This window comes from Bradyrhizobium sp. Ken01, from assembly GCF_055807355.1.
This window is the reverse complement of the sequence record NZ_JBVVPC010000004.1, coordinates 59,080-81,491: the sequence shown is the minus strand read 5'-3', so window position 1 is coordinate 81,491 and position 22,412 is coordinate 59,080. Positions and strand designations below refer to the sequence as shown.

The window sequence follows — 22,412 nt, the reverse complement described above, 5'->3', positions numbered from 1 at the left end:
ACAAAATTTCACCCCGCGCTCCTATCGCTTTGGGCGGGGAGGGGAGGTTTTCCACGTTGTCCGCACCGCGGCATGCGCAACTCGCGTGCGCACCCCTTGGAACACGCGCGTATCGGTCAATTGACCTGCCGCGGGCGCCCTCCTAAAACTCCGTCGACATTGAAGAATTTAGGCCGGATCGCGGCATTCAGGGAGAACAACGATGCGTGACGTCTTTATCTGCGATGCCGTGCGGACCCCGATCGGCCGTTTTGGCGGCTCGCTCGCCAAGGTGCGTGCCGACGACCTTGCGGCGGCCCCGATCAAGGCGCTGATGGCCAGGCACCCCAATCTCGATTGGGCACAGGTTGACGAGGTCTTCTTCGGCTGTGCCAACCAGGCCGGCGAGGACAACCGCAACGTGGCACGCATGGCGCTCCTGCTTGCGGGCCTGCCGGATTCGGTTCCGGGCCAGACCCTGAACCGGCTCTGTGCCTCCGGTCTCGATGCGGTCGGTGCCGCCGGCCGCGCCATCCGCTCCGGCGAGATCGAGCTTGCGATTGCCGGCGGCGTCGAATCCATGACGCGCGCGCCCTTCGTGATGGGCAAGGCGCAGGAAGCTTTCTCGCGCTCGGCCGAGATCTTCGACACCACGATCGGCTGGCGCTTTATCAATCCGCTGCTGAAGGCACAGTATGGCGTCGACGCGATGCCCGAGACCGGCGAGAACGTCGCCGAGGAATTCCAGGTCTCGCGCGCCGATCAGGACGCCTTCGCGATCCGTTCGCAGCAGCGCGCGGGCGCCGCGATCGCGGCCGGCTATTTCGCCGAGGAAATCACCCCGATCACCATTCCCGGCGGCAAGGCCGGCCCTGTTACCGTCGACAAGGACGAGCACCCGCGCCCCGAGACAACGCTCGAAGCTCTGACGAAGCTCAGGCCGATCGTGCGCAATCCCGGCACGGTGACCGCCGGCAACGCCTCCGGCGTCAATGACGGCGCCGCCGCGATGATCCTGGCGTCCGAGGCTGCCGTGAAGAAGCACGGCCTGACGCCGCGTGCGCGCATCCTCGGCCTCGCTTCGGCCGGCGTGCCGCCGCGCATCATGGGCATTGGACCTGTGCCGGCCACCCGCAAGCTGATGGAACGTCTCGGTAAGAAAATCAGCGATTTCGACCTGATCGAGCTCAACGAAGCCTTTGCCTCGCAGGGTATCGCCTGCATGCGCCAGCTCGGCGTTGCGGACGATGCCGATTTCGTCAATCCGCATGGCGGCGCCATCGCACTCGGTCATCCCCTCGGCATGAGCGGCGCGCGCCTCGCGCTCACCGCGGTGCACGGCATGGAAAAGCGCGGCGGCAAGCTGGCGCTCGCCACCATGTGCGTCGGCGTCGGTCAGGGCGTTGCGGTCGCGATCGAGAAGCTGAACTGACGGGACGCGAAGCGTGCCGTCATCCCGGAACCGGGTGCCCAGACTCGTCATGCCCGGGCTTGTCCCGGGCATCCACGTTCTTGTGCCGCGAGAAGAAGGTCGTGGATGGCCGGGACAAGCCCGGCCATGACGCAAGGTGAGGGGAGCATCCCATGATCATCGCGAGCGAGCAGGACGTCACGGCCGCGGCATTGGCGGTGATGGAGCGGACGTCAGATCCGCGGCTGCGCCAGATCATGGTCTCCCTGGTCAAGCATCTGCACGGCTTTGTCCGCGACGTTCGCCTGACCGAAAAGGAATTCCGCGACGCCACGGCTGTGATCGCCGAGCTCGGCAAGCTCTCGACCGACACGCATAACGAGGTCGTGCTGATGGCAGGCTCGCTCGGTGTCTCGCCGCTGGTGTGCCTGCTCAACAATGGCGATCAGGGCAATACCGAAACCGACCAGTCGCTGCTCGGACCGTTCTGGCGGCTGAACTCGCCGCGGGTGGAAAATGGCGGATCGATCGTCCGCTCCGAGACGCCGGGCGCGCCGCTGTTCGTCCACGGCCGCGTCGTGGACAAGGACGGCCGTCCCGTTGCGGGCGCCGAGGTCGACGTCTGGCACGCGTCGCCGGTTGGTCTCTATGAAAACCAGGACCCCGAGCAGGCCGACATGAACCTGCGCGGCAAGTTCACGACCGACCAGGACGGAGCCTTCTCTTTCCGCTCCGTCATGATGGTCGGCTATCCCATTCCGACCGACGGCGTGGTCGGCCGTCTCCTGAAGGCGCAGAGCCGGCATCCCTATCGTCCCGCGCACCTGCACGCCCTGGTCTTCAAGCTCGGATTCAAGGTGTTGATCTCGCAGGTCTACGACCCCGCCGATCCGCATATCGACAGCGACGTGCAGTTCGGCGTGACCAAGGCGCTGGTCGGCAAGTTCCAGCGCCATGACACGCCACATCCGACCGAGCGCGACGTCGCGACGCCCTGGTATTCGCTCGATCATGTCTACCGGCTCGAAGCCGGCGAGGCCGTCCTGCCGCGTCCGCCGATCAAATAGGGCCCAAAGCCGCTTCCCCCAATTAGTTATATCCTATAATGATTGGCGGAAGCGTTGACCGGTCGGAAACAGGCCGGGGAGGAGTTCGCCAATGACATTCATCTATCCCGTCGGCAGCAACGCGGCGCATCCGCTGCCGCTGTCGCCCGAGTACAAGAGCTCGATCAAGCGGGCGCCGAACAAGCCCTTGATCCCGATGCGCCATACGCTCTCGGAGCTGACCGGCCCGGTCTATGGCCACGAGACCGTGCGCGAGGGCGACAATGACCTCACCACTCAGCACACCGGCGAGCCGCTCGGCGAACGCATCATCGTGCACGGCCATGTGCGCGACGAGGACGGCCGCGGCGTGCCGAGTTCGCTGGTCGAGATCTGGCAGGCCAATTCCTGCGGCCGTTACGTTCACGTCCGCGACCAGCATCCGGCGCCGCTGGATCCGAACTTTACGGGCGCCGGCCGCACCGTGAGCGACGCCTCCGGTTACTATCGCTTTGTCACGATCAAGCCTGGCGCCTATCCCTGGGGCAACCATCACAACGCCTGGCGTCCCGCCCACATCCATCTCTCGGTGTTCGGCCATTCCTTTGTCACGCGTCTCGTGACGCAGATGTACTTCCCGGCCGATCCGCTATTCCCGTTCGATCCGATCTTCAATTCGGTACCGGACGAGAAGGCGCGGGCGCGGATGGTGTCGTCGTTCGATCTCGAGAACACCCAGCCCGAATGGGCGCTGTGTTATCGCTTTGACATCGTGCTGCGCGGCAAGAACGCCACCCCTATGGAGAACCATTAAGTGCAGGACAATGGGATCACGCCGTCGCAGACCGTCGGCCCGTTCTTCAAATACGGCCTGACGCCGACCGGCGAGTATGCCTGGAACGATGCGTTCAGCAACTCGACCCTGACGCCCGACGTCACCGGCGATCGTGTCCGGATCGAGGGCCGCGTGTTCGACGGCGATGGCGTCGTTGTGCCCGATGTCATGCTGGAGATCTGGCAGGCCGATGCGCAGGGGCGCTTCGCCGATCCGCAGGACAAGCGCGCGCTGCCGAATGCGAGCTTCCGTGGCTTTGCCCGCTGCGGCACCGACAAGGACGGCAATTATTCCTTTGAAACCATCAAGCCGGGCGCGGTGCCCGATCCCGACGGCAAGCCGCAGGCGCCGCATATCCTGCTTGCGGTGTTTGGCCGCGGCATGCTGCGACATCTCTACACCCGCATCTATTTCAACGACGAGGCCGGCAATGCCGCCGATCCCGTGCTGGCGGTGGTGCCGGCCGACCGCCGCGCTACGCTGACCGCCGTGCGCGAGGCCGGCAAGCCGGTTTACCGGCTCGACCTGCGGCTTCAGGGCGACAACGAAACGGTGTTTTTCGACGTGTGAATCCAGCGTCGTCCCGGGCAGGCCGAGCGCCGATCCGGGACGACAGCGGAGGACGGGCCTGATTTCGCTGCCCAAAACCGTTCACCTGACGCCGTTTCCCGTATTTTTTCGGAGTTCGCGCGATGCAATTTCCGCGCGATGCAATCCCGTGTTTACCGTAATCCTCTAGGGTCCGTGGGATTCGGCGCGGCCCATTGGATTGTTCCATGAAAATTCGCCTTTCACTTTCTTCGGCAATCATTGCTTTCGGCATCGTTCTGGCGATCGGTTTCACCGCCGTGGTCTCCACCAGCCTTTACGCCTTGAAAGAGCTCAAGGTCGGCGGTCCGCTCTATTCCGACATCAAGCTGGGCAATGACCTCATCGCCGACATCCTGCCGCCGCCGGAATATGTGATCGAGGCCTATCTCGAGGCCACGCTCGCCATGCGCGAGCCTGACCAGTTGGCGGCCCATGGCGAGCGCCTGGTCCAGCTCCGCAAGGACTACGACGAGCGCAAGGCATTCTGGGTCACCTCCAGCCTCTCGGCCGACCTGAAGACGGCCCTGGTGTCGAAATCGGACGCCGAGGTGCAGAAGTTCTGGAAGCTGTTGTCCGACCAGCTCCTCCCCGCGCTCAAGGCCAAGGACACGGCCGCCTCCGAGCGCGCCTACGCGCAGCTCAAGGACGCCTACACCGCGCACCGCGCCGTCATCGACAGCATCGTCGAGAGCGCCAACAAGCAGAATGCCGACATGGAGAAGCTCGCCGCGGACCGCGACAGCTCCATGCTTTATATCCTCCTCGGCGTCTCCGCCGCCGTCCTCGCCTTCATTGCGGCGGGCCTGCTCGGCGTCGCGCTCGGCGTGATGCGTCCGATCGTGCGCATGACCGGCGCGATGCAAAAGCTCGCGACCGGCGATCTCGCCGCCGACATTCCTTTCGCGCACCGGCGGGACGAGGTCGGCTCGATGGCGGGCGCGCTCCTGGTGTTCAAGCAGGCGGCGGTCGAGAATTCCCGCCTGCGCGAGGAGCAGTTGCAGAAGGAGCAGGAGGCGGCGCTCGCCAAGCGCGGGGCCCTGCACCAGATGGCCGAAACCGTCGAGCGCGAGACCGGCCGCTCGGTCGACACCGCGAGCGCGGCGACGCAAGGCGTGGAGCGTGCCGCCTCCAGTCTGTCCGAGATCGCAAAGTCGCTCTCGACACAGTCGCAGGCGGTCGCAGCCGCCTCCACCCAGGCCCTCGGCAGCTCGCAGACCGTCTCGGCCGCAGCTGAAGAACTCAGTGCTTCGATCCGCGAGATCGCAACACAGGTCGCGCGGACCAGCACGGTTACAAAATCAGCGGTCGCCGGTCGGGAACAGGCGCGCTCGACCATCCAGACGCTGGCCGGATCAGTGAAGAAGATCGCCGAGGTCTCCGACCTCATCGGCGGCATCGCCGGCCAGACCAATCTGCTGGCACTCAACGCCACGATCGAGGCGGCGCGCGCCGGGGAGGCCGGCCGTGGCTTCGCGGTGGTCGCCGCCGAAGTGAAATCCCTGTCCGACCAGACCGCCAAATCCACCGAGGAGATCGCGCGGCTGATTGCCGAGATTCAGGCCTCGACGCAGGCCGCGGTCGACGCCGTCGAAACCATGGGAGGCCACATCGTCGAGATCGACGGCGTCGCCACCTCGGTTGCCGCCGCGATGGAAGAGCAGGACGCCGCGACGCGAGAGATCACGCGGTCGATCTCCGAATCGGCTTCCGCGGCCAAGGAGGTCTCGGCCAAGATCGGTGATGTCAGCCGCGACGCCGCCTCCGTGAACGAGCGCGCCGCGGAGGTCAGACAGGCGATCGCCGGCATGGCGGCCAATCTCGAACAGCTCCGGTCGGTCGTGGTCCGGACGGTGCGCGATGCGACAGCGGCGGCGTGAGCCCGGCATCAGGTCGGCCGCTGGGTGCATGGGGCGTTATCGTGCAGTATAGCGCGGGACAGGGGCATCGGGGTTATGACACCTCCACCATTGCCGGCGGTCGTTGAGCCCGCCCGACTGACGGCTGCACTACGCAGGGGTGGCGTACTGGACGCTGGCGCAGTGCGCGAGGTGAAGGTCCTGCACCAGCGCGAGACCGTCGTGTCACAGATCGTTCGCCTCGGCCTGCGCTATGTCGGGGAATCCGCCGGTGCGCCGCAATCGCTGATCCTGAAGACTGCCAATTCCGACTTCGCCAAGACGCTTGCAGATGCTGGTCGACAGGAAGTGGCTTTCTACACGCAGCTTGGGCCAAGCATGCCGCAGGGGCTCGCGCCGCGCTGCTTCGACGGGAGTTTCGACGAGGAGAGCCTCGATTGGCACCTGCTGCTCGAGGATCTCACCGACAGCCACGAGATCGCGACCAAATGGCCGCTGCCGCCGTCGCGTGAGCAGGCGGTGGCGATCGTCACGACGCTGGCACGCTGGCATGCGGCGTGGTGGGACCATCCTGGTCTGGGTGATACCGTCGGCACTTGGGCGAGCCCCGAGGACCGCATGCAGCACATGGAGACCTTCGCCGGCCATTACGATCGTTTTGCCGATCTGCTCGGCGACCGCCTCGGCGAAGAGCGCCGCATCCTCTACCGCCGCCTGATCGAGCACTCGGCCCGGCTATCCCAGCGCTATCATTCGCGACGTCACATCAGCATTGCCCATGGTGATGCCCATATCTGGAATTTCCTGCTGCCGCGCCCCGGCGTCGCGGATACCGCGCGCATCTTCGATTTCGACCAGTGGCGCATCAACGTGCCTACGAGTGACCTCGCCTACATGATGGCGATGCAGTGGTATCCGGACCGCAGGCAGATGCTCGAGCGGCCGCTGCTCAACCTCTATCACGAGACGCTGATCGCCAGCGGTGTCAGCGGCTACACGCGCGGTGCGCTCGACCAGGACTATCGCCTGTCTGTGCTTTGGCACATCACGAGGCCGGTCTGGCAATGGAGCATCAACCTCCCGCCGTTGATCTGGTGGAATAATCTGGAGCGTGTGATGATGGCGGTCGAGGATCTGGGCTGCGAGGAGCTTTTGTAACTGCTCGCGCCACAAAACCGCTGTCGTCCCGGCGAAGGCCGGGACCCATACCGCGAGGTCTATCGGTCTCGAACGATGTTCGTCCCGAACGAAGATCATTCCCGGTCTTCGTCAAACTGCGCTCTGTGGTAATGGGTCCCGGCCTTCGCCGGGACGACGGCGTTACTCCATCACCGCGTGCTCCGGCCCGGCCGCCTGCTTGCGCAGGGTGGCCTTGGTCGAGCCGATCAGCAGGGCGAGCGGGATGGTGCAGAGGATGAAGAACATCACCAGCTGGTAGTCGTGCGCGAAGGCGATGATCTGCGCCTGCACGCTGACCATGCGATCGGCCATGGCACGGCCGGCGTCGGTGGAGAGATTGATCATGCCGCTGACGCTGGGCATCTGGAGCGCGTGGTTGAACGGGTTGATGTGCTCGGACAGGATCGCGTAGGTCCGCCGCGTGCCCTGCGTCAGCTGGGCGATGACGACGGAAATGCCGACCGAGCTCGCGACGTTACGCATCAGGGTCAGCATCGCGGTGCCGTCGGTGCGCAGCTCGTTCGACAAGGTCAGGAACGCCACCGTCGATAGCGGCACGAAGACGAGGCCGAAGCCGAAGCCCTGGATGACGCTGACGGTCACGATCTCCGGCACCTGGGTCAAATCGGTCCAGCCGGTCATCTGGAACAGCGAGCCCGCGGTCAGCGTCAGGCCCGTGATGATCAGCGTGCGGGCCTCTACATAACGCATCATGCGGCCGACCAGCATCATGGCGAAGAAAGTGCCGAATCCACGGCTCGCCAGCAGCAGGCCCGCGGTGATGATGGGATAGCCGATCACGTTCTGCATGTAGGGCGAGGCCAGCGCCATGGTCGAGAACAGCACGAGCCCCATCACGACCATGAACATGCAGCCGGTGACGAAGTTGCGATCCCTGAAGAGCGCGAAGCGGATGAACGGCGTCGAGGTCGTGAAGGAGTGCGCAATGAAGAAATAGAAGGCGACGGCCGAGACGATGAACTCCGCAAGGATCTCACCCGATTCGAGCCAGCCCAATTGCTCGCCGCGGTCGAGCGCGAGCTGAAGCGAGCCGATTGCGACCGCCAGCGCCGCGAAGCCGAACCAATCGAACTTGAGACTGAGATCCTTCCGGGTCTCGTCCATGAAGATGATCAGCCCGATCACGGTAATGGCGCCGAACGGCAGATTAACGAAGAACACCCAGTGCCAGGAATAAGTCTCGGTCAGCCAGGCGCCGAGCGAGGGACCCATGATCGGTCCCATCATCACGCCCATGCCCCAGATCGACATCGCCTTGGCGCGTTCCTGGAGCGTGTAATAGTCGAGCATCACCGATTGCGACAACGGCACCAGGGCCGCGCCGAACACGCCCTGCAGCAGGCGAAACAGCACCATCTGGTTGATGTCCTGCGCAAGCCCGCACAGCACCGATGCCATGGTGAAGCCGGCCGAGCAGATGATGAAGATGCGCTTGCGGCCGAAGCGGTTGGCGATCCAGCCCACCGGTGCCGTCATGATCGCGGCGGCGACGATGTAGGAGGTCAGCACCCAGTTGATCTGGTCCTGCGAGGCCGACAGAGTGCCCTGCATGTAGGGCAGGGCGACGTTGGCGATGGTGGTGTCCAGCGCCTGCATGATGGTTGCCGTCATGGCGCAGATCGTCACCATGTTCCGGCGCAGGCCGGGAACCATCAAATGGGCATTGGGGCCGGACATCGGATCAGTCCCTGTCTCAGTCTTTGTCCGAATCTTTGTCTTGGCTCGCGGTCGCCGACAGGCCGAGCAGGCCGGCGAGCGAGCGCCGGTGGCCGGTGTCGATGGTGGCGTAAACGCTCATGCCGGCCTTCAGCTTGCGCACGTATTTGTCGGTCTCGTCGAAATAGATCCGGATCGGCACGCGTTGCACCACCTTGACGAAATTGCCGCTGGCGTTCTGCGGCGGCAGGATCGCGAATTGCGCGCCGGTGCCGGGCGAGAGCGAGCCGATCTTGCCCTTGAAGAGATGGTTCGGGAATGCGTCGACCTCGAGCGTGACCGGCTGTCCTTCGGTGACGTAGGTGAGGTCGCTCTCCTTCGGATTGGCGTCGACCCAGGGATGGGCGACGTCGATGATGGAAAACACCGGCGTGCCGGCAGCGACGTAGCGGCCGAGCTGGATCTGCTCGACCTGGGTTGCCACGCCATCCATCGGCGCGCGGAGCACGGTGTGGTCGAGGTTGCGCTGGGCATCGTCCAGCTTGGCTTTGGCTTGCGCGTAGGCGGGGAATTGCTCCAGCGGCAACTCGGGATTGCCGAGCAATTGGGTCTTTGCATTGGAGAGCTGCTGCTTGATGTATTGCGCCTGCGCGCCGGCGGTCACCAGTGCATTCGACGCGTTGTCGAGATCGAGCTGCGAGCCGTAATTGTTCTTTACCAGCGCCTGCTTGCGCTCGACGTCGCGCTGCTTCAGATCGACGCCCTGCTGGGCGAGATTGAGCATGTCGCCGTAGATCTTGATGTTGGCAACGAGATTGTCATAGGTGATGCGGGCTTGGGCGAGTTGCGCTTTGGCTTCTTCCAGCGCATGACGGAACGGAGCGGGGTCGATCTCGAACAGCTCGTCACCGTGCTTGACGATCTGGCCCTCCTTGACGACGACCTTCTGGATTTTGCCGGAGATATCGGGCGTCACCAGCACCTTCTGGGCGCCGACATAGGCGTCGTCGGTGCCGACGTAACGGCCGCCATTGAGATAGAAGGTGAAGCCGGCAACCGCGACGACGACCGGCAGCACGACCAGGAGCAGGAGGCGGCGATAACGGCGCAGGCCCGCCACCAGGCGGCGGCGCGGATTGGTGCCGGCTTTCTTGGTGGGCTTGCCGCTGTCGCTCTTCTGCTCGGGCTGGAATTTGAGAACCTGATCAGCCATAGCGCTGCTCCTTACGCGCTTGTTCCGCTCCGCTGGTCTGGATCGCGGACCGCACGTTTTCCTTGATTGTTTCGAGTTGGGTGAGGAGGCGATGGGCGTCCGCCGGCGTGATGCCGTCGAGTGCGTTGGCCGTGAGCTCGGACTTCAGCCCGCTCATCCGCCCGAGCAACTGCCGCCCGGCCTTCTTCAGGTACAGCCGCTTGACGCGGCGATCCGAAGGATCGTTGCGTCGCTCGATCCAGTCGCTGTCGCAGAGTTTGTCGATCAGGCGCGTCAGCGTGATCGGCTGCACCTCGAGAAGGTCGGCGAGCTCCGACTGCTTCATGCCTTCGCTGCGCTCGACCTTGGCGAGCACCGCCCATTGCGCGCGGGTGATGCCGAAGCGCGAGGCTTCCTTGTCGGCATAGACCCGGAGCAGGCGATAGAGCTCGGCGAGCGTAAACAGGAAATTCTGGTCCACGGGCCCTGGGCTCATGAGCTTGGTCTCCAATAAGCTTGGAATATAATAAGCAAGCTTATGATTATTTCACGGCGGGTTTGCGGGACGCTGTCCCGCAGGCCGAGCATGGCTGATGGGCGCATCGCCGGTCCTGCTTTGGGTTCCCCTGTCGAAATGCTAGAACGCCGGTCGCATGACCCTCGTAAAGCCGGCATTTCCCGCGCCCGACCACGATCACGGCCGCTGCACCGCGGATGCGCTGGCGCATGCCGAAGCCGTCTGCGGAGAGCGCGCGCAGAAATTCACGCCGATACGCCGCCATGTGTTGGGGGCACTGCTCTCGAGCCACCGGCCGCTCGGCGCCTATGAGGTGATCGACGAGCTGGCGAAATCGATGCCGCGGCCGGCGCCGATCACGGTCTATCGTGCTCTCGATTTCCTGATGGCCAACGGCCTCGTGCACCGCATCGAAAGCCGCAACGCCTATCTCGCCTGCGCCGCTCACGACCACGACGCGACCTCGGCGGTGACGTTCCTGATCTGCGAGCGCTGCGGCCTGGTCGGTGAGATTCCGTCGGCTTCCTTCGCCAAGGACCTCAACGCCGCCGCACGCAGCTCAGGCTTCGCTCCCAAATTGTCCGTGGTGGAAATCACGGGCGTCTGCGCGCATTGTCAGAAAGCTGCATAGAACAACAACGGCGCAAGCCGGTTTTTTCAGGAAGAAATGTCCCCACCTCAAACCATACCGTCCGCCGGTCGTCCCCTCAGTGCCGGCGCCATCGCCCTGATGCTCATGCTGTGCCTGACCTGGGGGTTCAACCAGATCGCGGTGAAGCTGGTGCTGCCGGACATCCCGCCGATGCTGCAGGCCACGTTCCGCTCGATGGGCGCGCTGCCGGTGCTGTTCATCATCGGCAGCTTGCGCGGCGTTAACTTCTTCGAGCGCGACGGCACCTGGAAGCCGGGCGTCATCGCCGGACTGATGTTCGGCATCGAGTTCGTGCTGATCTTCCAGGGTCTGCGCTTCACGCCGGCATCGCGGGCGGTCGTGTTCCTCTACACCGCGCCGTTCTTCGTCGCGCTCGGCTCCTACCAGGTGCTCGGCGAGCGGCTTGGCGGGACGCAATGGCTGGGGCTCGCCATCAGCTTTGCCGGTGTCGCACTCGCGATCGGCGTGCCGCAGCCCAATGTCGATTCGCATGTTCTGCTCGGCGACCTCATGATCGTCGGCGGCGCGGCGCTGTGGGCTGCGACCACGCTGGTTGCCAAGGGCACCCGGCTGCGCTTCGCGGCGCCCGAGAAGGCGCTGGGCTACCAGGTCGCGACCTCGGTCCCGATCCTGGGGCTGGCCGCCTGGCTGTTCGGGGAGACGATCCCCCACACCCCGTCGCCGCTGTCGCTGGGCCTGATGGCCTTCCAGGCGATCTGGGTCGTGGGAACCACGTTCACGCTTTGGTTCGCGCTGGTGAAGACCTATTCAGCCAGCAAATTGTCGGCTTTTACCTTCATCACCCCTTTGTTTGGCGTGGTGGGTAGCTATTTCATCATGCACGATACGCTGAACCTGACATTCGGGGCTGCCGCGGTCCTTGTCATTGCTGGGCTTTTTCTGGTTAACCGTCCCAGCCAATCCGCTGCGGCGCCGCGCGATGCATTGCTGAACGTCACCAAAACCTGATATTTGGACGCCATGAACAAGCTCGAAAACACCATCGATTCCGACGTTGCGGGCCCCGCGCCCCGGCACAAGACCACCCAGGTCAAGGTCGGCGACGTCGCCGTCGGCGGCGGCGCGCCGATCGTCGTGCAGTCGATGACCAACACCGACACCGCCGATATCGACGGCACCATCGCCCAGGTCGCGGCACTCGCCCGCGCCGGCTCCGAAATGGTCCGCATCACCGTGGACCGTGAGGAGGCCGCCGCTGCCGTCCCGCACATCCGCGACGGCCTGCTCAAGCGCGGCATCACCACGCCGCTGATCGGCGACTTTCACTATATCGGCCACAAGCTGCTCGCGGCCTATCCGGCCTGCGCCGAGGCGCTCGCCAAATATCGTATCAATCCCGGCAATGTCGGCTTCAAGGACAAGCGCGACACCCAGTTCGCCGACATCATCGAGATCGCCAACAAGAACAACAAGCCGGTTCGCATCGGCGCCAATTGGGGTTCGCTCGACCAGGAGCTCTTGACCAAGCTGATGGACGAGAACGCCGCGTCCGCCGATCCGCGCGACGTGCGCGCGGTGACGCGCGAGGCCATGGTGCAGTCCGCGCTGCTCTCGGCCGCGCGCGCCGAAGAGCTCGGCATGCCGAAGGATCGCATCATCCTCTCGGCCAAGGTGTCGGCCGTGCAGGATCTGATCGCGGTCTATCAGGATCTCGCCAGCCGTTCCGATTACGCGATCCATCTCGGCCTGACCGAGGCCGGCATGGGCACCAAGGGCATCGTGGCGTCCTCGGCCGCGCTCGGCATCCTGTTGCAGCAGGGCATCGGCGACACAATCCGCATCTCGCTGACGCCGGAGCCCGGCGGCGACCGCACCCGCGAGGTGCAGGTCGGCCAGGAGCTCTTGCAAACCATGGGCTTCCGCACCTTCGTGCCGCTGGTTGCGGCATGCCCCGGCTGCGGCCGCACGACTTCGACCACGTTCCAGGAACTGGCCAGCTCGATCCAGGGTTTCATCCGCGACGAGATGCCGACCTGGAAGACGAAATATCCGGGCGTGGAAGAGCTCAACGTCGCGGTGATGGGCTGCATCGTCAACGGCCCCGGCGAATCCAAGCACGCCAATATCGGCATCTCGCTGCCGGGCACGGGCGAGGCGCCGGCTGCCCCGGTGTTCGTCGACGGCAAGAAGTTCCGCACCCTGCGCGGCCCGACCATCTCCGCCGACTTCAAGGCGCTCGTGATCGACTACATCGAGCAGCGCTACGGCCAGGGCGCCAAGGTGCCGGTGACCGCGGCGGAGTAGTATTGCTCCAGATCAGGAATCGTAGGGCGGGTTAGCGAAAGCGTAACCCGCCTTATTTTTGCGGGCGCGAAGTGGCGGGTTACGCTTCGCTAACCCGCCCTACATTGCTACGATGCTCCCAAGCAAGAATGCATCGGGAGACACGCCATGAGCTCACTCGCCGGCAAGCACGGCCCGCGCTATCGCCACGCGACGGACGACGGCGCGCCCTACGAGACCATCGCGGTCGAAAAGCTCACCCCCATCATCGGCGCGGAAATCTCCGGCCTCGACATCGGCAAGCTCGTTTCCGATGATGCGCGCTCTAACCGGCAGATGGACGAGGTCCACCGCGCGCTTGCCGAAAACCTCGTCATCTTCTTCCGCGACCAGGCCATCACGCCCCAACAGCATCTCGCCTTCGGTCGCAAGTTCGGCGAACTGCATTTTCATCCCGCTGCTCCGCACGAAGATGAAGACCCGGCGCTGATGAAGATCTATGCGGATGCGAATTCGCCGCGCGCCAACGGCGAGGGCTGGCATTCCGACGTGTCCTGCGATCTCGAGCCGCCGATGGGCTCGATCCTCTATATCAAGCAGTGCCCGCCGCGCGGCGGCGACACGTTGTTTGCCAACATGTACGCAGCCTACGAGGCGCTGTCGGACCGGATGAAGGCCTATCTCGACGGCTTGACCGCGCTGCATGACGGCGAGCCGATCTATCGCGGGCTCTACGCCAATTACGGCGTCGCCGACCGCCCGTCCTATCCGAGTGCCGAGCATCCCGTGGTGCGGACGCACCCGGTCACCGGCAAGAAGGCGCTCTACGTCAACCGCGGCTTCACCCGCCACATCAACGGCATCCCGCGCGACGAGAGCGATGCGATGCTTGCCTATCTCTACCAGCACGCCGAGAACCCGCTGTTCCAGTGCCGCTTCCGCTGGACCGAGAACGCCATCGCGTTCTGGGACAACCGCTGCACCCAGCACCGCGCGATGTGGGACTACTGGCCGCACACGCGCTCCGGCACGCGGGTGACGGTGAAAGGGGCGCGGCCGGTTTAAGTGCCCACAATCGCTCAGTGACCTGAATCACGGACTTAGTATTGCCCCCGTCGAATGATGTGAGCTCCCGCTGGTACTTGCAGGTGCTTCAACCAGCGATATACTCACAACGGGCGATTTGGGGGAATTATGCGCTGGGTGGCGGCTACCATTCTTGCGCTCGTTTTTTACGGGTTAGCGGGTCAGGCGCTGGCCGAGAAACGCGTCGCTCTGGTGATTGGCAATTCGTCCTACCGGAATGTCCCGAGCCTTCCGAATCCCCGGAATGACGCCGCCGAGATTGCCTCCCTGTTCAGATCTGCAGGATTTTCCGCGGTAGATGCCCGCCGTGATCTTGGGATTTCAGACATGCGGCGCGCGATCAGTGATTTCGCCGAGATGGCAGGCGATGCCGACGTGGCCGTCGTCTATTTCGCCGGCCATGGCATCGAGGTCGATGGTGCAAACTACGTCATCCCCGTCGACGCGAAGTTGTCCCGCGATTTCGACATCGAGGATGAGGCTATTTCCCTCGATCGCATTCTGAAATCGATCGAGCCCACCAGGCGGCTTCGCCTCGTCATCCTGGATGCGTGCCGGGATAATCCGTTCTTGAAGACCATGAAGCGAACCATAGCCTCCCGATCGATCGGTCGCGGGTTGGCGAAGGTCGAGCCCGCGATATCCGATACGCTGATTGCCTTCGCGGCCAAGGCCGGATCGGTTGCGCTGGACGGCGATGCAAAAAACAGTCCCTTCACGACCGCGCTGCTGCACAACATCGCTGCTCCCGGCTTGGACTTGAGGATTGCATTCGGCCGAGTTCGCGACGAAGTGCTGAAGGTCACCAATCGTCACCAGGAGCCGTTCGTCTATGGATCATTGGGCGGCTCTGTCATCTCGATCGTCGATGCACCGAAACTGCCGCCGCCGCCAACGACGGATGACATCGTCTGGAACGCCGTGAAAGACTCGACCTATCCCGGCGTGTTCGAGGAGTTCATCGCGAAGTTTCCGACGTCTCCACATCTGAAGACGGCCGAATCACGGCGTGATGAGCTCAAGCAGGTGCAAGCTGCGGCTGCCGCGCGTATACCCCCGCCGCCGACCGCCGACGAAATCGTCTGGACGGCGATCAGGGATTCGAATTATCCCGCGATCTTCGATGATTTCCTCAGCAAGTTTCCAGCCAGCAAGCATCGAGCCGAAGCGCAATCGCGCGCCGACGAGCTGCAAAAGCAGATCGCAGCCGCTGCCGCCCGCGCTCCACGGCCTCCGACCGCCGATGAGGTCGTCTGGGATGCCATCAAAGGCTCGGCTTATCCGGCAATCTTCGAGGATTTCGCCAGCAAATTTCCGGCAAGCCCGCATCTGGCGGACGCCGAGAGGCGAAGGGATGAGCTGAAAAAGCAGATTGCCGCCACGCAAGCTCCGCCACCTCCCGCCGCCGAGGACATCGTCTGGGCCGCGATCAAGGGGTCGCGCGATCCCGCGATCTTCGATGAGTTCGTGAGTAAATATGCGGCGAGCCCGCACATCGCGGACGCACGGCAGCGCGGGGATGACCTGAGGAAGGAGATCGCCGCTGCTCAAGCGCCGCCACCTCCGCCTGCAGATGAGATCGTCTGGAACGCGATCAAGCAGTCGCGCGACCCCGCGATCTTCGAGGAGTATTCCGCTAAATATTCGAATAGTTCGCATGTCTCCGCCGCACTGTCGCTTCGTGACGAGCTGAAGAAGGAACGGGCGGCGGCTGCGGCACCTCCTCCGCCCCCGCCCGCAACCGATGAGATCGTCTGGAACGCGATAAGGGACGGCCGTTCGCCGGCAATGTTCGAAGAATTTCTGAGCAAGTTTCCCGAAAGTTCGCGGTCGGCAGAGGTTCGCGAACGGCTCAAGGCACTACAAGCGACGCAGCTCGCTTCCACCAATGCCACGCTCCCGGCGGTAGACGTGATCCAGCAGCGCGAGGGATCGATCGCGCTTGGCTTCAAGGTATTGTCTGCTTCGGAAGAGGCCGCCCTGAAGCAAAAAGCCAGCTTCAAGGAATGTGAAAAGTGTCCGGAGATGGTCGTGGTCGCCCCGGGCGTTTTCATGATGGGAGCGTCGGAGAGTTTATCGAAGCGCGCCACGCCATCGTCCCGCCATAAAGTGACGTTCGCGCGTTCATTCGCAGTTGGACGTTACGCTGTCACGTTCGAGGAGTGGGACGCCTGCGTCGCCGATGGCGGGTGCAACGGATACAAGCCTTGGGACAACGGTTGGGGTCGTGGGAAGCGGCCGGCAATCAACATTTCCTGGTCGGATGCCAAGAGCTACGTGGCCTGGCTCTCGGCCCGCACCGGCAAGACGTATCGCCTGTTGAGCGAATCCGAGCGGGAATATGTGACGCGGGCGGGGACCGCCTCGCCGTTTTGGTGGGGAGCCTCGGTCTCTCGCGGGCAGGCCAACTACGACGACAGGGTCGGTCAGGACAAGAATGCAAAAGGTGGCTCCGGGCAAAAGACGCTCCCGGTCGATTTCTTCCAGCCCAATCCGTGGGGCCTCTATCAGGTGCACGGCAATATTTGGGAGTGGGTCGAGGATTGCGTCAACGACACATATGACGACGCACCCATCGACGGTAGCCCCTGGATTACGGGCAAATGCGAACAGCGTGTCCTCAGAGGGGGCTCGTGGGTCAGCAAGGCGGATGCAGTCGAAGCGGGAAATCGCTATGGCGTGCAGTCCGAAGGACGCGTCAGCAACGTTGGATTTCGAGTTGCGAGGACGTTGAAATAGCCGAGCGCGAACGCATTGGCCTTGCAGGCCGGAGCGACCCTAGCCGATAACACTGTGATTTTCTCATTGGAGACATATGAAATGACAAACTGCTTCGTACGGCTGCCAACGACCTTCTCGGTGAAAGTCATTGCAGCGCTCGTCCTGTTCTTCGGAATCCTGTGCAGCGCCCATGCAGGTATGTCGCTGGTCGTGAAATCCGGCGAGGCAAAGGAAGTCTGTAAATGCGGAGGACACTGGCGAGTCGATAACAGCGGCAAGGTATGGCCCGTTACTATTCAAGTCGTGACTCCGCCGAAGAACGGCGCCGTGACGACGAGAGCGAGTTCCGGGCAACGCAAATTGCGAAATGGAGAAGCGAAGACCGTGCGGCTGACCAGCGTCGTGTACCAATCCAAGAAGGGGTATGTTGGCGAAGACTCCTTCACCTATCGGCGCGTTACGGCGGACCCTACCGATCCGGACAATGGCAAGGAATATACGGTCGCTGTCACAGTCAGATAAATACATGGGGCGGATGGGAGCTCTATGGTCAGCCCCCTGGGCCTGAGATGAAGACGGCCGTTGCGCTGCGCGAATCCGGCCCACGAAGCCGTTCTCGCGTTGACGTCTTCCCGCGTCCGCGCCAATCTTCCCGAAAAACAAATCGGGAGGATCCGCCATGCTCCGCGCCGAGGACAACAAATTCCTGACCGAGTCGGGCCCCGGAACCGGCATGGGCGAATTGTTGCGCCGGTTCTGGATCCCCGTGCTTCTGTCCGAAGAACTCCCCGAGCCCGACGGCGAGCCGAAGAAGATCGTCGTTCTCGGCGAGGAGCTGCTCGCCTTCCGCGATACGCGCGGAGTCGTCGGAATCATCGACCAGTACTGCCCGCATCGCGGCGCCAATCTCTGGCTTGGGCGCAATGAGGAATGCGGCATCCGCTGCGTCTATCACGGCTGGAAGTTCGACACCGACGGCCGCTGCGTCGACATGCCGACCTCATATCCCGACCTCAACGCCAAGGATCTCATCCGCATCAAATCCTATCCGGTGCGCGAATGGGGCGAGATGATCTGGGCCTATATGGGCCCGGCTGACGCGATGCCCGAGCTGCCCGATCTCGAAATGGCGCTGCTGCCGGCTTCGCACCGCTATGTCAGCAAGAAATGGCAGGACTGCAACTGGGTGCAGGCGCTGGAAGGCTCGATCGACACCGCGCATTTCACCTTCGCCCATCTCTCCTTCGACAAGGAGGAGAACGAGATTCTGGACATCAAGAAGCATTTCGTGAATCCGATCGCGCGGATGTCGAGCGATCACATGCGCTGGATCGCGGAGGATCCGCGCCCCGTGATCAAGATCGCCTCGCACGAGGCGGGCCTCACCATCGCCGGTGGGCGGCTCACCGGCGGCGACAACATCTACTGGCGCATCGCGCAGTTCCTGATGCCGTTCCACGCCTATGCTCCGAGTGCGATGCTGGGCGAGAACATCTTTGGCCAGACCTTCGTGCCCGTCACCGACACCAATTGCTGGATCTACGCCTATGCCTGGAATCCGGAGCGGCCGCTGACGCAAGCCGAGCGCGACGCCTTCGATCGCGGCAATGGCGTGATCGCGGAGGTCGGCGACAATTACGTGCCGCTGCGCCACAAGGGCAACGACTATCTGATCGACCGCAAGCTGCAGAAGACCAGGAGCTACACTGGCATCAAGGGTGTCTCCGAACAGGATGCGGCCGTACAGGATAGCCAGGGCCCGATCGCCGACCGCACCCGCGAGCATCTCGGTCCGACCGATCTCGGTATCATGCATTTCCGGAAAGTCGTGATGGAGCTGGCGCGGGCACTTCAGCAGGGCGAGTCGCCGCCGCACGCCGCGCATCAGGATCGCTACGCGGTGCGCTCGGGCGCCTGCGTCACCAGCAAGGCCAAGGATCTTTCCGCGGTGATGCTGGAGCGTTTCGGCGACGTCACAGGCTTTGTCGGCCGGCCGCGAACAGCGGCAGCGGAGTAGCACTTGGGGCAGCCGCGCAGCATCCTTGCAAGTCTTGTCTGGACGCTCGTCGCGTCGATCTTGCCATTGTCGCTGACGCCTATAAGTGAAGGTCATGCCGCTATCGCGCGGAAGATCGCGAAACCCAAGCCGCCGCACGCGCCGGTCAAATGCGAGATGTCGAAATTCCGGATCGTCGTGGATGTCGGGCACACCCCGGACTCCTACGGCGCACTGAGCGCGCGCAACGACACGGAGTTCGGCTTCAACTTCCGGCTTGCGAGTCTGATCACGGCGAAGCTCAAGGCCGAAGGCTTTGCCGCGGCCCGACTGCTCGTCACCGACGGCAAGGCGCGGCCGAGCCTGCTCAAACGCGTCAGTACCGCGAATGGTGCCCGGGCCGATCTCTTCCTGTCGATCCATCACGATTCGGTGCCGGACAAGCTGATCGAGACCTGGGAGTTCGACGGCGCGAACAGCTATTTCAGCGACCGCTTTTCGGGCCACTCTCTGTTCGTGTCGCAGCGCAATCCGCACTACGCTGCGAGCCTGATGCTGGCCCGGATGATCGGCCGGCAGCTGAAGGATCAGGACCTGCATTATGCCGGCCAATACGCCCTGCCGGTGATGGGCCGCTACCGGCGCCAATTGCTCGACAAGGATGTCGGCGTCTACCGCTATGACGGGCTCGTCGTGCTCTCGCAAACCCGCAGCGCCGCAGTGCTGCTCGAAGCCGGCTCCATCATCAACCGCGACGAGGAAATGGCGATGAACTCGCCGGAGCGTCAGGAGATCATTGCGGGCGGCGTGGCGGTGGCGATGAAGGAATTTTGCGAGAGGCGGTAGTCGGCTCGCTTGCAATGACGAGAAGCTACAGTGGCCCTCCGCGATACTCGCGGTTTGCCAAACTCGCCTCCTCCAGATCCAGATCCCGCTCGATCCGCCGGCGTGTCTCGTCGGTGATCTGGCCGTCACGCAGCAGGTTGTGGATGAATTTGCGCTCGGCGGCGATCAGATCGCGGGTCAAGGCGGTACCGGCGGCGGAGACGTCGTGGCGGGTGGGATCGAGCGAATCGGGCAGCTGGTTGACCCGGATCTCGTGGCGGGCGCGCAGGAGCCGCATCACCTCGTCCGACACGTCCTTCTCCTCGGTCAGCGCGTCGAGCGACTTCAGGGCGGCATCGAGGGCCTGGCGCCGGGCCGCGATCTCGGACTCGTGCTCGGCGGCATGCTCGCTGCGGCCGGCTTCCGCGACGCCGAGCCAGCGCACCACCGGAGGCAGCGTCAGGCCGACGCCGATCAGCGTGATGAAGATGACGCCGAAGGCGACGAACAGGATCAGGTCGCGAAACGGAAAGGCCTCGCCGCCCGGCAGCGTGAACGGCAGCGCCAGCGCCGCCGCCAGTGACACCGCGCCGCGCACGCCGGTGAACGCAAGCACGAACGGCCATTGCCATGGTGGAGACGGATCGCGCGCACGCAGCGACTTGCTGAGCATTCGTGGCAGATAGGTCGCGGGATAGAGCCAGGCGAAGCGTGCGATCACGACGACCGCCAGCACCACGGCGGTCGCGATCATGATGTCGTCGAGCGGGAACGCCTTCGACTTCTCGTAGAGCGCGCGCATCTGGAACCCCGTGAGCAGGAACAGCAAGCCCTCGATCAGATAGATCACGAGGTCCCAGAAGAAGATTCCCTGCAGGCGCGTCGATGCCGAGATCAGCAGCGGGCCGTTCCAGCTGACATAGAGGCCACAGGCGACGGTGGCGATCACGCCGGAGCCGCCGAGATGCTCGGGCAGCCAGTAGGAGACATAGGGCGTGATCAGCGACAGTGTCAGCTCGACCTGCGGGTCCCCCGACCATTTGCGGAACCGCAGGGAGAGCCAGCCGACACCGATGCCGAAGGCGATCTCGCCGGCGACGATGAGCAGGAACTCGCCGCCAGCCAGGGGCAGCGAGAAATGCCCCACCATAATTGCGGCGAGCGCGAACCGATAGAGGATCAGCGCGGTGGCGTCATTCGCCAGCCCTTCGCCTTCGAGGATGACCATGAGCCTGCGCGGCAGATGCAGCCGGCGCGCGATCGCGAGCGGCGCCACCACGTCGGGCGGCGCGACGATGGCGCCGAGCAGGAAGCCGATGGTCCAGGGCAGGCCGATGAAATAATGCGTGGCGGTTGCGACCAATGCCGCGGTGAAGATCACCGCGCCGACCGCGAGCAGCACGATCGGGCGAAGATTCTTTTTGAACTCGCGCCAGCTCATCGCGACGCTCGCCGAGTAGATCAGCGGCGGCAGCACCATCAGCAGCACCAGTTCCGGCGGCAGCTCGACCGGCGGCATGCCCGGCACGAAGGCAAGGCCGACACCGGAGAGCATCAGCAGAATAGCGGGCGCGATGTTGAAGCGGCGCGCGACAAGCGCGGTGCCCGCCAGCACGGCGAGCAGGATGAGAAAGGTCTGAAATTTCGCTTCCATGATGATCCCTCTTCACCCGGAAGCGGCCGCAAGGTCAATGCATGCGGCTTACGCGAACCGCTCGGCCACCATGCGGCCGATGCGTGCGAACGCGGTTTCGATCTGCGCCGCACTCGGCGTGCCGCCCTGGGTATAGGCCGCGATCAGGATCGGTGCATCGGGCTTCGCATCGGGCTTGGGCCAGGCCACTGCGATATCACCCGAGGCGTCCTTGCCGTTGTTGCCGGTCTTGTCGCCGATCTTCCAGCTAGCGGGGAGCCCGCCACGCAGCCGGTTCGCGCCCGTCTTGCAGCCCACCATCCATTCCGTGAGCTGTGCGCGCGAGGTGGCCGACAGCGCCTCGCCCGTCATCAGCCGGCGCAGATTGCCTGCCATCGCCGCCGGCGTCGTGGTGTCCCGGGGATCGCCGGGCGGTGAGCGGTTGAGCTCGGGCTCGTTGTGGTCGAGCCGCGAGGTGGTGTCGCCGAGCGACCGCCAGAATGCCGTGAGCGCGGCGGGGCCGCCGATCCGTGCCAACAGCAAATTGGCGCAGGTGTTGTCGCTGAGCTCGACGATCGCCTTGCACATCTCGGTGACCGACATTGCGCCGGCAGCAATGTTTTGCTTGGCGACCGGTGCGTATTCGAGCAGGTCGGCCTTGCCGTACGGGATCATGGCCGCAAGCTGCTCCTCGCCACGATCGACCCGCGCCAGTACGCAGGCCGCGAGCGAAGCCTTGAACGTCGAGCACATGACGAACCGTTCGTCGGCGCGCCATGCGAGCTTCGCGCCGGTCGCGAGATTCTCGGCATAGACCCCGATCCGGCCGCCACTCTCGCGCTCATAGGTTTCGAGCTCAGGCAGCGCGTCCGCGGCGAACGCAGGGGACGCAGCAATCCACCACAGCGAGGCGAGCAGCGAACGGCGGTCGAGAACCATGGGGACCTGTTGGACGGAGACGAGGGGAGGGAA

Annotated in this window: 19 protein-coding genes; 14 read left to right on the top strand and 5 right to left on the bottom strand. The window is 64.0% G+C overall.

All coding sequences use genetic code 11. The annotated features are described in order from the left end of the window. Positions 1-202 precede the first annotated feature (202 nt). From pcaF to AC0L3S_RS05940, 6 genes are all read left to right on the top strand, one after another. Complete coding sequence (gene pcaF, locus AC0L3S_RS05965; RefSeq protein WP_473278417.1) at positions 203-1,411, top strand: 3-oxoadipyl-CoA thiolase; 1,209 nt, start codon at positions 203-205, stop codon at positions 1,409-1,411. 152 nt (positions 1,412-1,563) lie between these two features. Continuing rightward, entirely contained in the window at positions 1,564-2,457 is an 894-nt protein-coding gene (locus AC0L3S_RS05960) for a dioxygenase family protein (protein ID WP_473278416.1), read from the top strand. Positions 2,458-2,548: 91 nt separating this feature from the next. Further along, positions 2,549-3,250: a protocatechuate 3,4-dioxygenase subunit beta gene (gene pcaH / locus AC0L3S_RS05955; RefSeq protein WP_473262226.1), complete on the top strand. Its 702-nt coding sequence runs from the start codon at positions 2,549-2,551 to the stop codon at positions 3,248-3,250. Beyond that, positions 3,251-3,841, top strand: coding sequence for a protocatechuate 3,4-dioxygenase subunit alpha (gene pcaG, locus AC0L3S_RS05950; RefSeq protein ID WP_473278415.1), 591 nt, complete (start codon positions 3,251-3,253; stop codon positions 3,839-3,841). It abuts the gene before it with no gap. A 206-nt stretch (positions 3,842-4,047) separates the two neighbouring features. Beyond that, the gene (locus AC0L3S_RS05945; protein ID WP_473278414.1) at positions 4,048-5,739 is read left to right on the top strand and encodes a methyl-accepting chemotaxis protein; all 1,692 of its coding nucleotides are present in this window, start codon (positions 4,048-4,050) and stop codon (positions 5,737-5,739) included. 48 nt (positions 5,740-5,787) lie between these two features. Then, the gene (locus tag AC0L3S_RS05940) at positions 5,788-6,876 is read left to right on the top strand and encodes a phosphotransferase (protein WP_473278534.1); all 1,089 of its coding nucleotides are present in this window, start codon (positions 5,788-5,790) and stop codon (positions 6,874-6,876) included. A 162-nt stretch (positions 6,877-7,038) separates the two neighbouring features. Here AC0L3S_RS05940 and AC0L3S_RS05935 read toward each other — a convergent pair whose 3' ends face one another. Genes AC0L3S_RS05935 through AC0L3S_RS05925 form a run of 3 tightly spaced genes read right to left on the bottom strand, consistent with a single transcriptional unit; the run spans position 7,039 to position 10,262 of the window. Then, positions 7,039-8,595, bottom strand: a complete 1,557-nt coding sequence (locus AC0L3S_RS05935; RefSeq protein ID WP_007598138.1) for an MDR family MFS transporter — start codon at positions 8,593-8,595, stop codon at positions 7,039-7,041. Positions 8,596-8,611: 16 nt separating this feature from the next. After that, positions 8,612-9,787, bottom strand: a complete 1,176-nt coding sequence (locus AC0L3S_RS05930; protein WP_473278413.1) for an HlyD family secretion protein — start codon at positions 9,785-9,787, stop codon at positions 8,612-8,614. Continuing rightward, on the bottom strand, positions 9,780-10,262 hold the full coding sequence (locus AC0L3S_RS05925) for a MarR family winged helix-turn-helix transcriptional regulator (protein ID WP_473278412.1): 483 nt from the start codon (positions 10,260-10,262) through the stop codon (positions 9,780-9,782). Before AC0L3S_RS05925 ends, AC0L3S_RS05930 begins: the two co-directional genes overlap by 8 nt. Positions 10,263-10,419: 157 nt before the next feature. Between AC0L3S_RS05925 and AC0L3S_RS05920 the strand changes: the two genes are divergently transcribed. From AC0L3S_RS05920 to AC0L3S_RS05885, 8 genes are all read left to right on the top strand, one after another. Beyond that, a complete protein-coding gene (locus AC0L3S_RS05920; RefSeq protein WP_473262215.1) occupies positions 10,420-10,914 on the top strand; it encodes a Fur family transcriptional regulator in 495 nt (164 codons plus the stop codon). 36 nt (positions 10,915-10,950) lie between these two features. Further along, positions 10,951-11,904, top strand: a complete 954-nt coding sequence (locus tag AC0L3S_RS05915) for a DMT family transporter (RefSeq protein WP_473278411.1) — start codon at positions 10,951-10,953, stop codon at positions 11,902-11,904. A gap of 12 nt (positions 11,905-11,916) precedes the next feature. Continuing rightward, positions 11,917-13,200, top strand: coding sequence for a flavodoxin-dependent (E)-4-hydroxy-3-methylbut-2-enyl-diphosphate synthase (gene ispG, locus AC0L3S_RS05910; RefSeq protein ID WP_473262213.1), 1,284 nt, complete (start codon positions 11,917-11,919; stop codon positions 13,198-13,200). Between the two features lie 147 nt (positions 13,201-13,347). Continuing rightward, positions 13,348-14,244 carry a TauD/TfdA dioxygenase family protein gene (locus AC0L3S_RS05905; RefSeq protein WP_473262209.1) on the top strand — a complete coding sequence of 299 codons (897 nt, stop codon included), beginning with the start codon at positions 13,348-13,350 and terminating at the stop codon, positions 14,242-14,244. 129 nt (positions 14,245-14,373) lie between these two features. Further along, positions 14,374-17,004: an SUMF1/EgtB/PvdO family nonheme iron enzyme gene (locus tag AC0L3S_RS05900; protein WP_473278410.1), complete on the top strand. Its 2,631-nt coding sequence runs from the start codon at positions 14,374-14,376 to the stop codon at positions 17,002-17,004. An 81-nt stretch (positions 17,005-17,085) separates the two neighbouring features. Next, complete coding sequence (locus tag AC0L3S_RS05895) at positions 17,086-17,508, top strand: hypothetical protein (RefSeq protein ID WP_473278409.1); 423 nt, start codon at positions 17,086-17,088, stop codon at positions 17,506-17,508. A gap of 157 nt (positions 17,509-17,665) precedes the next feature. After that, a complete protein-coding gene (locus tag AC0L3S_RS05890) occupies positions 17,666-19,003 on the top strand; it encodes a Rieske 2Fe-2S domain-containing protein (RefSeq protein WP_473278408.1) in 1,338 nt (445 codons plus the stop codon). 3 nt (positions 19,004-19,006) lie between these two features. After that, a complete protein-coding gene (locus AC0L3S_RS05885; RefSeq protein ID WP_473278407.1) occupies positions 19,007-19,828 on the top strand; it encodes an N-acetylmuramoyl-L-alanine amidase in 822 nt (273 codons plus the stop codon). Positions 19,829-19,853: 25 nt separating this feature from the next. On the opposite strand, the gene AC0L3S_RS05880 is transcribed toward AC0L3S_RS05885, so the two are convergent. Then, a complete protein-coding gene (locus AC0L3S_RS05880) occupies positions 19,854-21,461 on the bottom strand; it encodes a Na+/H+ antiporter (RefSeq protein WP_473278406.1) in 1,608 nt (535 codons plus the stop codon). 48 nt (positions 21,462-21,509) lie between these two features. Next, complete coding sequence (gene bla, locus AC0L3S_RS05875) at positions 21,510-22,379, bottom strand: class A beta-lactamase (protein ID WP_473278405.1); 870 nt, start codon at positions 22,377-22,379, stop codon at positions 21,510-21,512. Between the last annotated feature and the right edge of the window lie 33 nt (positions 22,380-22,412).

What these genes read in the sequence shown, in the direction of transcription:
- AC0L3S_RS05930 (WP_473278413.1), bottom strand. Translation starts at nt 9,787, where the DNA reads ATGGCTGATCAGGTTCTCAAATTCCAGCCCGAGCAGAAGAGCGACAGC.
- AC0L3S_RS05920 (WP_473262215.1), top strand. Translation starts at nt 10,420, where the DNA reads ATGACCCTCGTAAAGCCGGCATTTCCCGCGCCCGACCACGATCACGGC.
- AC0L3S_RS05935 (WP_007598138.1), bottom strand. Translation starts at nt 8,595, where the DNA reads ATGTCCGGCCCCAATGCCCATTTGATGGTTCCCGGCCTGCGCCGGAAC.
- AC0L3S_RS05890 (WP_473278408.1), top strand. Translation starts at nt 17,666, where the DNA reads ATGCTCCGCGCCGAGGACAACAAATTCCTGACCGAGTCGGGCCCCGGA.
- pcaH (WP_473262226.1), top strand. Translation starts at nt 2,549, where the DNA reads ATGACATTCATCTATCCCGTCGGCAGCAACGCGGCGCATCCGCTGCCG.
- AC0L3S_RS05960 (WP_473278416.1), top strand. Translation starts at nt 1,564, where the DNA reads ATGATCATCGCGAGCGAGCAGGACGTCACGGCCGCGGCATTGGCGGTG.
- AC0L3S_RS05945 (WP_473278414.1), top strand. Translation starts at nt 4,048, where the DNA reads ATGAAAATTCGCCTTTCACTTTCTTCGGCAATCATTGCTTTCGGCATC.
- ispG (WP_473262213.1), top strand. Translation starts at nt 11,917, where the DNA reads ATGAACAAGCTCGAAAACACCATCGATTCCGACGTTGCGGGCCCCGCG.
- AC0L3S_RS05905 (WP_473262209.1), top strand. Translation starts at nt 13,348, where the DNA reads ATGAGCTCACTCGCCGGCAAGCACGGCCCGCGCTATCGCCACGCGACG.
- AC0L3S_RS05880 (WP_473278406.1), bottom strand. Translation starts at nt 21,461, where the DNA reads ATGGAAGCGAAATTTCAGACCTTTCTCATCCTGCTCGCCGTGCTGGCG.
- AC0L3S_RS05895 (WP_473278409.1), top strand. Translation starts at nt 17,086, where the DNA reads ATGACAAACTGCTTCGTACGGCTGCCAACGACCTTCTCGGTGAAAGTC.
- bla (WP_473278405.1), bottom strand. Translation starts at nt 22,379, where the DNA reads ATGGTTCTCGACCGCCGTTCGCTGCTCGCCTCGCTGTGGTGGATTGCT.
- AC0L3S_RS05900 (WP_473278410.1), top strand. Translation starts at nt 14,374, where the DNA reads ATGCGCTGGGTGGCGGCTACCATTCTTGCGCTCGTTTTTTACGGGTTA.
- pcaF (WP_473278417.1), top strand. Translation starts at nt 203, where the DNA reads ATGCGTGACGTCTTTATCTGCGATGCCGTGCGGACCCCGATCGGCCGT.
- AC0L3S_RS05915 (WP_473278411.1), top strand. Translation starts at nt 10,951, where the DNA reads ATGTCCCCACCTCAAACCATACCGTCCGCCGGTCGTCCCCTCAGTGCC.
- AC0L3S_RS05925 (WP_473278412.1), bottom strand. Translation starts at nt 10,262, where the DNA reads ATGAGCCCAGGGCCCGTGGACCAGAATTTCCTGTTTACGCTCGCCGAG.